Here is a 14872-nt window from a genome sequence, read left to right as displayed (position 1 = left end):
TTATAACCCTTCTTCCACATAAGGAATTAGCGAGGTGAATGTGCCCTCGCGGCTGACTATTTCAACGCGATCCTGATGAATAGACTTAAGCAGAAAGCCTGTCGCCGCCACGTCGTCGCCGACTTCATATTCCAGGTTATTGATGATGGCCATGCGTTTTCCGCCGATCTGAATAAACCCGGTATAAAAAAGCGCAATGGAGGGCGTCGGAATTTCTTCCTCAACCTCTTTGGCCTCCTCCGGCTCTTCCACTTTGATTCGGTAGTAAAACGGGTCCTGGGGAAAAGGGGCTTCCGAATTGGCCACAATGTAAACAGCCAACTCCTCCGGCTTGGCCTTGCCAACCTTTGTCTGCGACTCTTCGATGCTCTTCCGCAACTCGGCGAGTTCGGCGGCCGGATCCTTTCCCTGACTCGTTTTTGAAGCGGAGGCCTTGCGCCCTTTGTCGCCCCCTCCGCCGGAGAACAAAAAAGTCGCCCCGTATCCTAGCACTGCAAGGATGGCCACAATGACAATGAACTTTTCCCGTTTAGCCATTAATCCGCGTCCCCTTTATCAATCAACAATCGCTTGCGGCCTAAATTTCAGTATAAAAACGAACCTTCAGGTTCATTTCTCGGGATTCAGGAATTTCGCGCATGGTAATCTGCAGGAACTCCTTAAACGCAGGATGCGCTCCCAAGTCATGCAAAAAGGACCAAAGGCCGGTGTAGCTTCCCGTCACCCTGGCATCGACCACGATTTCCCCCTTGTCTCCCATAAGCGAGGTGACATCCGGACGAATGCTATCGGGCGTAAGCCCCACGTTTTCGGCCATGGCGCTCAGCGCCGCCCCGATATCCGCAGTCTCCTGCAGGGTCAGGCCGCGGCGCTCAATTTTCAATATGCTCGCCGGATCCATTTGGCCGGCTTTGGCGACAGTTTCCGGAACGCCGGCTCCGGCGTCCTCTTCGGCCAGGGGGGGTTGCCCTTCCTTGGCCGAGGGCGGCTGCGCCTTGCTTAAAGAACGATTGTCTTCAATGTTCTTTTCCAGGGTTTTTACGGCCAGCTTAAATTGGAGGGCGGCTTCCGCCAACAACTTCTGCTCTTCAATGTCCTGCTTCAGATCGGAAATTTGCTGATCCAGTTTTTGAGTGGTCTTGTAAGACCAGAAGGGCCCCCCGATGATTAAAAGAATAAGCAGCAGCGTAAAAATCAAAATTATTCTTTGGCTGGATGCTGGCAATCGTTTTTTGTTTTCACCTGCCATGATGATAGCGCTCCATCAAAGGTCCGTATCAGGCAACATTCAACTTCATGAAGAAATGCAGGACTTCGCCGTCGTCGGCGTACTCCTGAATTTCGGACTTGTGGATTGTTGCTTCCGAAAACAGCGGGGAATTGTCCAAATGCATCCAAAAAGTCGCCAGAGTGGCCTCCAGGACGTCCCTCCGGCCAATGACCACGCCTTCCAGGACAAGGCCCATCCCCGGTTTAACCGCGTCCTCTTTTTCATCCATTTTGGAATTTTTGCTTTTCTTGCCGGCCCCCACAACCTGGAAATCCACCGTCACCCCTAAAAGCTCCACCCGCTGGGGCTGCATTTCCCGCGAAACCCGCGCCAGTTCATTCAAAGCCGCCAAAGACTGAAAGCGCATGCTGTTTTCCACGACGTTTTCGTAGGCTTTGCTTACTTTGGACGCTTCCACCAACACCTGGCCAATATCCTTGGCCGCCCCGAACTGCTTCAATTCCGCGTTTAACCCGGCTATAACGGCTTTCCGGGAGTCTACCGCTTTTTCCTGTACGAGGTACACGCCAAAAGCCGCTATGAATAAGAGCAAAAACACGCCGATGATCATCTTGTTGATGCTGTTAACCCGATCAACGGCCTCGCGCTGTTCGTGCGTGTACAAAAGGTTGGGAGTCTGTTCGTTGGTGGACAGGGCCAGGCTCAGGGCGGGGGCGGTGCAGGCCCGCTCCGACTCAAGAGTGGGGGGCTCATCGCCCGATGAAAGGGGCAGGCCGGGCGCCCAGGGATCCACCCCTTCGCTTTTTATGCCCAGCTGCTCCCCGATGTAATTCTTGAAAGGAGCGTGCGAGCTAAGAAGGCCTGACACCAAAATTTTTGAGACTCTTTGACTTCCAGGGTTGTTCTGGAAATGGGTCAAAGTTCTTTCCAATTGGCGGACAAGGCGGTCGGCCGCGGAAAGGGTGAAGTCAAAAACCTCCTCCGCGCTCAATCCATAGCCTGGGTCTCCTGATTCCAGGGGGGGGCTTTCCCCCGTCTCCCACAACAACACCCTCCGGGCCAATTCCAAATCCAGGGACTGAGGCTCCTTGGACTCCTTGAAAGAAGGACCGGCCGGCGCCGGCGTTTCAGAGACGGGCGTTTCGGACGCGGAATCCGGCAAAGGAGGAGGCTCCTCCACCGGGGAAATTTCAACCACGCCCTCCGGCGTCTGTTCGTCCTGATAGGACGACTCCATCGTCAGTTCATGAGGGAGGTCATAGGAATCCGATTCGATAACCAGTTCCTGCATGGGAGCGGAATCCTGAGAGGAGGCGCCGGTCGCCCCTGAAACGGATTCCATGCCTTCCGGGCTGAGCTCCAGGGTTATTTCCTGACCGAAATCCTCTTCCTTCTGTTCAGCCATATGCAAGGTGGAATACCGCCATTGTTCATTGTACGATTCCACCAGGGCTTCGCTCAGGCTGTGGATGCCCGCTTTAATCCCCCGGGTCAACACCAAATTCGAGCCCGAAAAAATGTCAATACGGGTCCGTTCATCGCCAACATACAAAACCGCCACCGCTTCATCCGGCGCTCTCAGCCAGCCGGAACGGAACAGGTTCTGTACAAAAAAGGGCGGCGCCGTAAGCCCGGTGAGAGGATACCCGGCTTTGTCAAACAGATCTCTAAGTCCATTCACTTCCCCGCGATCCGCCGTGTATGCGATTACTGCGATCTTCGCAACTCCCGAATCCCGGACCTCCCCTTCCACCTGAAAGTCAAAAACCACTTTGGCGTCGTCAAAGGGGGATTCTTTTTTGAATGTCCAGAAAACCGCCTCAGGCAGTTCGTCCCGTCCCACCTTGGGGACGAAAATTCTTCGAATGTCAGCTGATTGGGAAGGCACGGCGGCCCATACCTGCACCGAAGAACCGGAGCAGAAGTCGGAAAGCGAAGATCTGAGAAAACCGGCGAAATCCGGGGAGGACGGATTCACCCCCACGGGATAAGGAACGATCTTCCGCCCCATGGTGCGCCAACGCTTTTCGGAAATCTGGCTGGCTTTAACCAAAACCAGACGTTCACGGCCAAAGGTTACCCCGACATTGACGACTTTACCGCCGCCCCGCACCTTTTTGGGCTTGGAGGGCTTTTGCTTCTTCTTGGCGGAAGAAGACTTTTGCTTGGAAGCATTACGGCGAGAGGCGGATTTTGAAGACGCCTCTTCCTCTTCCTCTCCCCGAATAACATTCAACAGTTTTTCGGTTGACGAAATTTCATCTCGCGAATTCAATGGCAACTCCTGCTTGCAGCCCCCATCTCCCGGTCCTGTAATTTTCTATCGCCTTTGCACATACCGGACCCCTGGAAACCGCCTTAGTAATCAACCCAAGTATAAACAGCTGAAAGTCAGTAAATTCCGTCTAAAGATCCACATATTGTGGCAAACACAAGAGACATCCCCCCATCTGGTACATTTATCCCCTCCCCAGGACCTACCGGATTGCAATTGAATTTTAGTTTATCTCAACATATCAAATAGCTATCACACTCGTCCTAAGTTATGCAAGTTAAATTTAAGAAAAATTGTGAAATGGCCCACTTCCCAAAAATGCAGCGCTGTATTTCTTTTTTCTACGGCCGCTTTAAACCCCTTCAAAAACCATAAACCTGATAAAAATGCATGGTTTGTATTGACCTTGCACCCAACTCGCCATACAATGGCTTGCCATTATAGATTCCACTGCAAGGAAAGCGATTATGCCCAAAAATAACTACTCCGCGGCCGCCAAACAAAAAAAACGCAAAAAGCCCCAGAAAAAAAGCCTGCTCTTCAGACTGTTTAAATTTTTCTTTGCTCTCATGATCATAGGCGCTGTTTTAGCGGCCTGCGCCGGGGGGGCTTTGTATCTTCACTTCTCTCAAAACCTGCCGCAAATTTCTAGTTTAGCTGACTACCGCCCCCCCATTGTATCCACGGTTTATTCTGATGACGGACGCAAAATCGGAGAGTTTTTTAAGGAAAGACGCATTGTCATCCCTCTGGAGCAAATGCCGCCCATGTTGCTGAAAGCCTTTGTGGCTGCTGAGGACTCAAGATTTTACAAGCATGCAGGAACGGACTTTTTCGGGATCCTGCGGGCCATGATAAAAAATATTGAGGCCGGCGCCATCGTCCAGGGAGGAAGCACGATCACCCAGCAAGTGACCAGGTCGTTTTTGCTGACCAGGGAAAAAAGCTATGAAAGAAAAATCAAGGAAGCCATCCTGGCCCGGCGAATAGATAAAGCCTTTTCCAAGGAAGAGGTCCTTTACCTGTACCTTAATCAGATATACCTGGGCCACGGGGCCTATGGGGTTGAGGCTGCGGCCCAGAATTATTTCGGCATTCACGCCTCCCAAATGACCTTGGCGCAATGCTCCATCCTGGCCGGCCTGCCTCAGGCGCCCAGCCGGTACTCGCCTTTCCATCATTGGGAAAAGGCCAAAGCCAGAGCCGTATACGTCCTGAATCGGATGTTTGACGAGCAATACATCACCAACGTGGAAGTGGCCAAGGCGGTCAGCGAACTGGACACGCTGGACATCAAGCCCCGCCGCAACCTCTATATGGAGCAGATTCCCAATTACACCGAGTATGTCAGGCGTTATGTGGAGGATAAATACGGCCAGGAAATGCTGTTGACCGGAGGCCTGACCATCACCACGGCCGCCAATATTGAAATGCAGAAAATCGCCCGGGAAGCCATTGAAAAGGGTTTGGCAGACCTGGATAAAAGGGAAGGCTACCGCGGCCCATTGGAGCACATCCAGCCTGAACAGATAGAAGGTTATTCCGCGGAGCTGCCCCAGGAGCCTCCCGCCTTGGACTCCATTGTCAAGGGCGTGGTGGTCTCCATTGCGGACGACGACAAACTGGCCATGGTCCGCATGGGGGCGTCCATGGGAACGCTGGTTATTGCTGACATGAAGTGGGCCAGAAAGCCCAACCTGGATATCGCTCCCTACGACTGGGGCGGGACCATCCAAAGAATATCCCAGGCTTTGGAGGTGGGGGATGTCATTGAAGTAAGAGTCAAGGAAAAGAAAGAAGGCTCCGACCTGTATTCCCTTGCCCTGGAGCAGGAGCCCAAGGCGGAATCCGCCCTGCTATGCATAGAAACCGAGACGGGCCATGTAAAGGCCATGGTGGGCGGCCGGGATTTCAGTTCCAGTAAGTTCAACCGGGCTTATCAGTCCCGGAGGCAGCCGGGCTCGGCCTTCAAGCCCATCATCTACAGCGCGGCCATTGACAAGGGCTACACCCCGGCGACCATCCTGCACGACACCGCCGTGGTCTTTAACGATTCGTCCAATGACTTCACCTGGAAACCCCAGAATTACAAGGAAAAATTTCACGGCAAGACCCTCCTGCGGGATGCGCTGGCGCAGTCCAGAAACGTGCCTACGGTCAAAATCATGCAGGATATTACGGTTCCTTACGTCATTGACTACGCCCGGAAATTCGGCATCACCTCCGACCTCTCCCCGGACCTGTCTCTGGCCCTCGGGTCTTCGGGGCTTTCCGTGCTGGAGCTGGTGCAGGCTTATTCCGTGTTCGCCAACCAGGGCTTTTACATCGAACCCTGCTTCGTCACCCGGATTACCGACCGGGAAGGCAATGTGCTTGAGGAATACACCCACAACAGCCGCAAAGCCATCGACCAGAGCACGGCTTATGTCATGACCCATCTTTTGCAGGGGGTTGTGGAGCACGGCACCGGCTGGCGGATTAAAGCCCTTAACCGGCCCGCCGCCGGCAAGACAGGCACCACAAACGACCTGTACGACGCCTGGTTTGTGGGCTATACGCCCCGATTGGTGACCGGGGTCTGGGTGGGCTACGATAACGAACGCCCCATGAGCAAAGGGGAGACAGGCTCAAGGGCCGCCAGCCCCATTTGGCTGGACTTCATGCAGCAGGCTTTAGAGGACAAGCCCGTGCGGGTGTTCCCCGTGCCAGAAGGCGTGGATTGGGCCAAAATCGACGCGGAAACCGGCCTTTTGGCCATTCCCGAGTCCAAAAAGACCGTGTTTGAGTGTTTCAAACAGGGAACCGCGCCCACAAAATACACGCCCAGACCGGGCGAGGTGGAAGAGGCGAGCGACTTGTTCAGGAACGATCTGATCCAGTAAAGCCCGGGAGCATGGGAATTATCCAAGGGCAAGCTGATCCCGCCGCAGCCCCCGGTCTTCTATAACGCCGGGGCGCTCTCCCAGGCGCCCTTCCAGGGCGTCCATGTTGGAATTTTTCAGGCCGCGCAGCACCGAAACGCTTTGGGGATGCACCCTGAAGACAACCGGCCCACCGGAAAGGCCCGCATCTTTTAACAGGGCAAGAGCCTTTTCCAAAAACCAGGCCGATAGCGCCAAATGCCCGAAGGCCGGGTGATAAGGCCCGGCCAGAACCGCGCCCTCCTCGTCCAGGGAGTCCGAAGCGGCCAGCCCCATGCGCACAACCGGAATATTCGCCTCATGAAAGATGCCGTACGCCTTCGAACACAAATCCACGGCCCGATCCAGACTTAAGGCCCCGTAGCGCCCGCTTCGCCACATTTCCGCCAGGGGGCTGTTTTCCAAAACCACCGTAGGATAAATCCGAACGAAGTCCGGAAAAAGGGCGGCGATTTCGCGGGCGCTGGCCAGGGATTGGGCGCCGTCGTCCCCGGGCAGGCCGATCATCATCTGAAGGCCGGTTTCGTACCCTTTTTCCCGCAACAGGGCATGAGCAGTCCTGGTGTCCTGGACAGTATGCCCGCGCCGGGAGGCCGCCAAAACATCCTCATCCATGGATTGCACGCCAAGTTCCACGGTTTTAATCGGATATCCTTCCAATAGGGACAGGCTCTGAGGACTCACCGTGTCAGGCCGGGTGGAAAAACGGATGCCGTCCACCCTGCCCTGGCTGACATATTGGTCCGCCAGGGTCAATAGATCCTGGATGCGCTTCCGGGGAATCCCCAGAAAGTTGCCGCCGTAAAACGAAATGATGGTTGGCCCTTTGGACTTGCGGGAAAAGGAAAGGCAACGCTCCACCTCCGCCCGGGCGTCCTCGACGCTGAACGGCCGGAGGGCGCCGGTGATGGCCCTTTGGTTGCAAAAAACGCACTGGTGCGGACACCCCGCATGGGGCAAAAAGATGGGAATGACAAAGGGCCTTTTTTCTTTTTCCATTGCAACGCACCGCCAAATATCACACTTACACGGAAACGTTTCACCCATAAAGGAAAAAACGCGCCGTCCTTTGACCCGGCCCGCTAAACTGCCTCTGGCGGGCGCCTGTCATGTATGCTATGACGATTTCGTTGGAAATAACGGCTCAGACGACCATTACCTGTCCTGAAAAGGAAGACTGAACATGCCCGGCTTGGTTGCAGAAAAAGACGGAGGCTTGGTTTTTCCCATTAAAGTGCTGCCCCGATCCAGCGTCAACGCGGTCGTGGGGCTTCAGGACGGCGCCCTGAAAATCAAGCTGAAAGCCCCGCCCGTGGGCGGCGCGGCCAACAAGATGTGCATTCAGTTCCTGGCCAAAACCCTTAAGCTGCCCAAATCCTCCATTAAAATCCTGAGCGGCGAGACAGGCCGGTCAAAACAGATTATGGTCCGCCCCAGAGAGGAAGGCTCCAAAAAAGAGTTGGCCCAGTTGAAAAAAATCATCGAGGAACTCGCCGTTTAATTCTTTTTCGGCCCGGAGCAGCCAGCCAATTCTATTTTTTCCCGTCTCAGCATAAAATTTTTCACTGCGCTGAAATCCTTTCCCAATCTTCAGTTTTACATCATAAATTAAGGTCATAGCCCCGCATCCCCAGATTAATCGCCACACCATTTATATACGGACTTTTGCCGGACCATGATAACGGAGATAGGTCATAAACTGCTTTATTTTCCGGTCTCGGTGCGTTTTAGCTCTTTTTACAAACAAGCAATTGAGCCGTATAAGAAACCGTAATCACAGCATAGATATGATATGGACAAATAATAAAATACCAGATTTAATCCAATGATCAGGTTTTGTTCTTGATATTGCCCCGCGTCCGCTTATAAAATGTAGATATTCCTCCATGAGCATCGACAATGAAACCCCAGCGCCTTAGGAATTTTGACATGAAAGGAGCCGCCACGCTTATCCCCCCCTGGAAATCCCTGCTCTGCCTTTTTGTTTTCCTCGCCCTGACCGGAATGGCCAACGCAGACAACCTGTACGTATCCCAAGACGGCGATGACAATGCGGGCGCCAACACTTGTTTGGACTGCAATCAGCCTTGCGCCACAGTCCAGCAGGCTGTTGACCAAGCCTCTGCGGGAGACCAAATCCTGGTCGCCGGATCGGAAACTCCTTATACCGGGCTCAATACCCGGGGAGGCTCTCCCCAAATAGTCTATGTGGACAAGTCCCTATCCTTTTTAGGCGGATTGGACGCATCTGATTGGGAACCCGGGGAACATGCTTCCGTGTTGGACGCCGAAGAGGACGGACGAATTTTTTACATCACCGGGTCGGATGTGGCGGTTTCCATCAGGAACTTCACCCTGACCGGAGGAAACACCTATGGCCTGGACGGCCACCTGACATACCGCGACGCCGGGGCGGGGATATACGTGGATCAGGCCTCTTTGACGTTGGAGGACAGCCGTATTGAAGGCTCCGTCTGTGTTGACTCGGAGGGCGCTGCCGCTAACGAGTCTTTTGGAGGCGGGCTTTATGTGCTTCAATCCGCGAACTGTTTGATCCAAAACAACATCTTTTCCGAAAATGACGGGGTCGACGGCGCGGCCATGTATTTTTATAAATCAAACGTAAATTGCATTTCCAATACCGTGACCGCCAACTTCTGCAGCGCCGCAATAACCTCCAGAGGCGCCGTCCTCTCCTTAGGGCATAACGGCCGGCAAAATGTTTTCCAAGGCAACTTGATTACCGAAAACGAATTAAAAGGTCTGCACCTGTTCAATGATAACTGTTTGGTCACGGATAATATTATCGCCAATAACGCACACACGGGTCTGATCACGGAATCGGCCTCGGATTACGGCTCCTATTCCGGCCCGCAGATTATCGACAACCACATTTACGGCAACGGCTCCGGCATGCATATCTCAGGCGCCCAGCAAGCCCTGATCAAAAACAACCTCATCGAAAACAATGTGACGGCCGGGGACGGCGCCGGCATTTACATGTACGGCGCTAATAACATCATCGAAGGCAACCGGATTATCGGCAATGCGTGCGGCAATCCAGACAATGACGGCTGCGGAGGCGGAATCTACATTAATGGAGGCGCGCCTCTCATCATCAGCAACGTCATCGCCGGCAACCAAGCGGACATTCAAGGGTGCGGCATCTATTTGACCAAATACGCCCTCCCTTCCATAATAAACAATACAATCGCCGATAATTTCGGGGGAGAAGGCTCCGCCATATATGCTTGCCCGTACGGCCCCGATCTTCACATCTTCATGATCAACAATATCATTTCCGGCCATGAAATCGGCGTCCATCGCGGAACGAATCTCAATTACACGGTGGGTCCGGTAACCATGATCAGAACCCTCTGGTACGATAATAATGAAAACATGAACGACCTGCCCATAGAAGACCGCCTTCCTTTATCGGGCGACCCCATGTTTACGGAAGACGGGACCTGGCATGTCGATCCCAACTCGCCGGCCGTCAATAGCGCCGCGCCTTTTGACGAAAACGGGGACCCCATCGATTATGCTGACCGGGTTGACGTGGACGGCCAGCCTAGGGTGATGGAAGCGACCCCGGACATCGGCGCCGACGAAGTCGCCTGGTCTTCGGACTTCACCGTGTCGCTGGATTACGCCGGAGCCTCCACCCAAGTGGAGGCGGGGCAAAAAGCCGTGTACTCCGCATCAATCAGCAACCTGGGGCCGGATACGCCTTCGGACGCCGTGCTGGAAGCGGTCTTCACGCCCGCCCAGGCCGTGGGAAGCATTTCCGCATCTTCCCTGGCCATGGCTGACGACTGGACGGCTTCCGGCAACGCCATTTCGGGAAACCTGTATGCCATCCCTGATTATCTGCCCCGGGACGTGGTCATCACCTGCACGGTCGCCCAGGATTACAGCGGCGTGCTGTCATGCAGCGGAGAGGTCTTCGCAGGAGACGGGGTTGTCGATGAGTATGAAGACAATAACCGGGACGACGCCCGGGATATTACCATCATTGCCGCCACGCCCGACCTTTATCTTAATAAAACAGGCCCCAGTTATGTTGAATCCGGAGAAGCCGTTGCATACACTTTGGCTTACGGCAATCAAGGCGGACTCCCAGCGGAAGACGCCGTGCTGACAGACACCCTGCCGGTCCAGGTTTCCTTCGTCTCCGCGGAAGGAAGCTATGGATGGGACGCGGCCAGCCGCACCCTCTCATGGATTTTGGGGGATCTGGCTTCCGGCGACAGCGGGGAAATCGCCGTCCAGTGCCTGGCCAACGCCGGCCTGACCAACGGCCTGGAGTTGACGAATAAAGCCCGCATCAGCACATCCTCAGCCAGTGACCCGGACGGAAACAACACAGCCTCAAGCACGGCAACGGCTGTGACGAAACAGGCCGCCGTGGAGATCATTAACTTTGTCAGCGCCGAAACCGTCGAAGTCGGCGACGTGGTGGACTTTTCCATCACCATCAAAAATACCGGCCCCATCGGTTTAAATCCCACCTTTACGCAAAAAGTCCCTGACGGGCTGGAGTATGTTCCGGGATCGGCCAGCGCCGACCAGGGCCGGTGCGTGTACGACGACATGATCAATTCGCTGTATGAAGAACTGGACGGCCCCTTGGCGCCGGGCGCCCAACTCTCCTTTTCGTTTTCCCTAAAAGTGACTGCGTGCGGCGGGGACGAGTGCGGGACCATTGACAATACCTTTTACATGGATTTTCCCGACCAGGCTTACCTGTCAAAAAAAGTCGGCGCCGTCCTGACCGTGCAATGCCCGGATCTTAAGGTGGAGCTTAAAGGCCCCAGAAACATAAATGCCATTGAGGCCCCCAATGATTGGGAAATGGAAGCCGTCGTGACCAATGTGGATAACGGGGCAAGATCCGGACTGGCGAAAGACGTGATTCTAACGATCACGGAAGTCGATGAGGACAGTGAGCTAATCCCCCAAGGCTGCGATCCTCAGCCCAATTTTGTGAATGATCCGGTCTTTGAATGGAATCTGGGAGACATCGAGGCGGGCGAGAATAACAAAAAAGTCGTCCGCCTGCGTGCAATGGGGGATGTTGCGGCGCGCATGGCTTTTCAGGCCGCGGCGGACTCCGAAAACCAGGAATGCGAGGGAGGCGCTTTTAATTTCGACATGCATGCGGCCTATGGCTATGAGTATGGAGTCACCCTGTCCGCCGAACTGACTTTCAATCATGAAGCCGTGGATGTAAATGCATCCGCGCAGGACAAGGAATATAAGCCTTTTTATACAAAAGCTCACGCAATAGAATGCTACTACCGTAATCCGGATCCCCAAAGGCCTCCAATCCTTCCGCCTTTTTACATTCAGTTGCAGGATCTTTCCGGCTTCAGCGGCCGCCCGGAAAACGCTTCCAGCCTTGAGAGCCACTCTCCCCGGAACATAACTTATGACAAAGTGGCGTCTGAATGGGTCTCGGATGAGCCTCTTATGCCTGATGAAAAAATTGTCATATATTATGATGAAAGATTCACCAACAAGAGCTGGGAGCCGGAGAACCCCGAGCATGCCCAGAAAGTAAAGGCCGTTTGGGTATTGGATGAGGCTGAAGAGGGCGGCATTGTGGAACCGGGAAGCGGCAATCCGGAATCCCTGGTGGTTTCCATGACCGTGCCCCTGGCCGGCCCCATCGTATACTCCCCCATGAACGGCGAGGTCTGCCCCGGAAACCTTTATGTGGAAGGCGTCATCCAGTGCAACACCGAGGCGCATGTATATGTGGATTCAGTCGAGGAGGCCGTGGTGCAGGCTGATGATTCAGGATATTTCCAGGCCTTGGTCAACTTGGCCAAACCCGCCCCGGCGTCCTATCAAATCTCCGTGGACGCCTGCTCAAAAATCGCCCCATATAACTGCGTGTCAGGAACCCGGCCCATCACTGTCAATTACAAGGCGGCGCAGCTTTGGAACCCCCAGCTTTCCTCCTGGACCGGCAAAGACATAGCCGGCCAGGACCACACATTTCTCTTTAAAGACCAAGATACCGGATACTTAAGCACATCCAACTGGACAATCCCGGGCGCTTGGGGATTTGATGAATCGCATGTTGAAATTTTCAGCTGCGACTGCAACGAAGATCCCCATAAGCTGACCTTGGTCGCAGACGGCGTGGAGTATGTGGACGACGAGGCCTCGGCATTTGGGAACACATTCAATGTTGATGTCGGATTCGCGCATAATATAAGCCTGCTGGTCACCTGCGGAGAGGAAACGGACGGCGAAGAACAGGGACAGGTGCTCATCGATCCGGACGGATACGTGGTCAACTCGACCCTGGGCTGGGGCAATGTGGTTCCAGGCTCCATCGCCACATGCATGTGGTGGAACGAGAATCAGCAAGCCTGGGTGGCATGGCCCGCCCATCTGTACGAGGACCAGATCAATCCCCAGGTCACGGGCGAGGACGGATATTTCGCCTTTTTCACGCCGCCGGGATTCTATTACATCCAGGTGGAGGATCCAGAGGGCTGGCAGTCATGGCGCAGCCAGGTGGTGCGGGTGATCGCCGAAATCGTGCACGTCAACGCGCCATACACCCCTATGGAGGAAAACGAGTCGGACATTGTCCTATACGTATCCCCGGAGGGCATGCACCTTTTGGATAACAAAGGCAGACAGGACGTTTCCGCCATCGTCATCCAGGAAGGCCAGGCCGTGGAATGGGTCTCCCTGCCGCCCACGGATGCGGACGCGGACGAGACTGCCGAACTTAGGAAAAATCCCGTGGTGCGCGTCCTTTCCGCCCTGGATCCCCTGACCAACCCGAACGGCTTCGACTCGGGCATGATGGCGCCGGGAACCCACTACATCCGGCGCTTTGAAACGGCCGGAGTCTATCCCTATTCCACGGGCGCAGGATTAGCAGGAACCATTACCGTCACCGCCCTGCCCGTCTCCGAGGCGGAGGAGGCCGCCCTGAACATGGACTCGGACGGCGACGGGGTCCTGGATAATGAGGAAAGCGGCGCCGACGGGCTGGATGCCGGCTACGACGGCGACGCGGACGGCGTGGCCGACAAGTATCAGGCGACGACGGCTTCCCTGCACACGATCAACGGGGATTACGTCACCCTGACTACCTCCCAGGGCGAGTTCGCCTCGGCGGCGGCAGCCCCCAACCCTTCATCCCAGGACATGCCGCAAGGCGTGGACTTCTCCCAGGGATTCTTCCAATACACCATCGTAAACGCCCCCATCACGGCTACGGTTGAGGTGAGCATCCTGTTCCCCGCCGATCCGGGCGCGGATGTGTACTACGCCTACGGGCCGTCACTGGATCAAACGCTCCCCCACTGGCAAGCCTTTGATTACGACGATCAAACCGGCCTCGGCGGGGAGTTTTCCGGCGACGAACTGGTCATCCATTATAAAGACGCTTTCACTGGCGACCACGACCTGTCCGTGAACGGAGAAATCCGCGGGTCTGGCGGCCCGGGCAAAGCCGGGCTCGTGCAATTGGCCGTGGTCAAAACAGGCAACGGCGAAGGCGCCGTGACAGACGGCGCCGGCTACTTCGACTGCGGCCTGGACTGCCGCCGGATACTCACGGCAGGAGAGGAAATCACGCTCACGGCGGCGGCGGGCGAGGGCTCCACCTTCACGGGATGGGGCGGCGGCGTATGCTCTGGCACAGCGGCCTGCACCTTCACCCTCACCGAAAAAACGGCCGTGACCCCCAATTTCACGCAGCCCATGTACGACGTGTCCGTCCAACAAACCGGGAACGGCGGGGGAACCGTCAAAAGCTACCCCCTCGCCCGGATAGTCTGCCCGGACGCATGCTCCGCAGACTTTACCCAAAACACGGAGGTCGCCCTAAAAGCCACGCCGGACGCCGCCTCGGTGTTCGTGGGATGGAGCGGAGATTGCACCGGGGAGGACTGCACCGTGTTTATTGACGGCGCCCAATCCCTGACCGCGGAGTTTGCGCTCTTAAAGGCGGGCGACGCCAACGGAGACAATACCCTTAGCCTGGCGGACGTTATCATCATGCTGCGCCAGACCGCCGCCGATCCCTATGTGTATGAAGAAATCAGGCTGGCCGACGTCACCGGCGACGGCAAGGTGGATTTTTCCGACGCCTTGTACGTGCTTCAGCATCTGGCCGGGCTGAGATAAGATCCGGAACGCTTGAAGCGTATGGAGAGGAATATATGGCAGCAGCAATTTTTTTGCTGACAATGGGGCTGGATGTGTGTTAGAGGTCCGTTTCGCTGATTCTCGCAAGAAACGGCGTGTTCAAGCGCGGCCCGTCAAGAGGCCGTTTGGAGGGCGCAAGGAACAATGAGCGTCGGAGCCCCTGAAATCACTGGATAATGCAAGTAAAATCCCCTGATGGATGCGGACTTTCCAAATAATATCTTGACATATGAACCGCCTTAATCTATAAGGTGGAATTCCTGT

General features: G+C 55.2%; 7 protein-coding genes. 3 read left to right on the top strand and 4 right to left on the bottom strand.

Features of this window, described 5'->3' with window-relative positions:
- The 3 genes from BUE18_RS13710 to BUE18_RS13700 form a co-directional block, all read right to left on the bottom strand.
- Complete coding sequence (locus BUE18_RS13710; RefSeq protein WP_073476611.1) at positions 1-537, bottom strand: hypothetical protein; 537 nt, start codon at positions 535-537, stop codon at positions 1-3.
- A gap of 40 nt (positions 538-577) precedes the next feature.
- Positions 578-1198, bottom strand: coding sequence for a hypothetical protein (locus BUE18_RS13705; protein WP_139264741.1), 621 nt, complete (start codon positions 1196-1198; stop codon positions 578-580).
- 79 nt (positions 1199-1277) lie between these two features.
- Complete coding sequence (locus BUE18_RS13700; protein ID WP_073476608.1) at positions 1278-3506, bottom strand: type IV pilus biogenesis protein PilM; 2229 nt, start codon at positions 3504-3506, stop codon at positions 1278-1280.
- Positions 3507-3973: 467 nt separating this feature from the next.
- On the opposite strand from BUE18_RS13700, the gene BUE18_RS13695 reads away from it, so the two are divergent.
- Positions 3974-6388 (top strand): penicillin-binding protein 1A, encoded by a 2415-nt coding sequence (locus tag BUE18_RS13695; RefSeq protein WP_073476606.1) that lies wholly within the window; start codon positions 3974-3976, stop codon positions 6386-6388.
- 18 nt (positions 6389-6406) lie between these two features.
- Here BUE18_RS13695 and BUE18_RS13690 read toward each other — a convergent pair whose 3' ends face one another.
- Positions 6407-7426, bottom strand: a complete 1020-nt coding sequence (locus BUE18_RS13690) for an elongator complex protein 3 (RefSeq protein WP_073476605.1) — start codon at positions 7424-7426, stop codon at positions 6407-6409.
- A 184-nt stretch (positions 7427-7610) separates the two neighbouring features.
- On the opposite strand from BUE18_RS13690, the gene BUE18_RS13685 reads away from it, so the two are divergent.
- A complete protein-coding gene (locus BUE18_RS13685; protein ID WP_073476603.1) occupies positions 7611-7928 on the top strand; it encodes a DUF167 domain-containing protein in 318 nt (105 codons plus the stop codon).
- Between the two features lie 428 nt (positions 7929-8356).
- Positions 8357-14587, top strand: a complete 6231-nt coding sequence (locus tag BUE18_RS13680; RefSeq protein ID WP_073476601.1) for an InlB B-repeat-containing protein — start codon at positions 8357-8359, stop codon at positions 14585-14587.
- Positions 14588-14872: the final 285 nt, after the last annotated feature.

This window comes from Desulfatibacillum alkenivorans DSM 16219 (assembly GCF_900142135.1).
GTDB classification, from domain to species: Bacteria; Desulfobacterota; Desulfobacteria; order Desulfobacterales; family Desulfatibacillaceae; genus Desulfatibacillum; species Desulfatibacillum alkenivorans.
This window is presented reverse-complemented; position numbering and strand designations above follow the sequence as displayed.

Coding starts and splice junctions, on each gene's coding strand:
- BUE18_RS13690 (WP_073476605.1), bottom strand. CDS start 7,426: ATGGAAAAAGAAAAAAGGCCCTTTGTCATTCCCATCTTTTTGCCCCAT.
- BUE18_RS13695 (WP_073476606.1), top strand. CDS start 3,974: ATGCCCAAAAATAACTACTCCGCGGCCGCCAAACAAAAAAAACGCAAA.
- BUE18_RS13685 (WP_073476603.1), top strand. CDS start 7,611: ATGCCCGGCTTGGTTGCAGAAAAAGACGGAGGCTTGGTTTTTCCCATT.
- BUE18_RS13680 (WP_073476601.1), top strand. CDS start 8,357: ATGAAAGGAGCCGCCACGCTTATCCCCCCCTGGAAATCCCTGCTCTGC.
- BUE18_RS13710 (WP_073476611.1), bottom strand. CDS start 537: ATGGCTAAACGGGAAAAGTTCATTGTCATTGTGGCCATCCTTGCAGTG.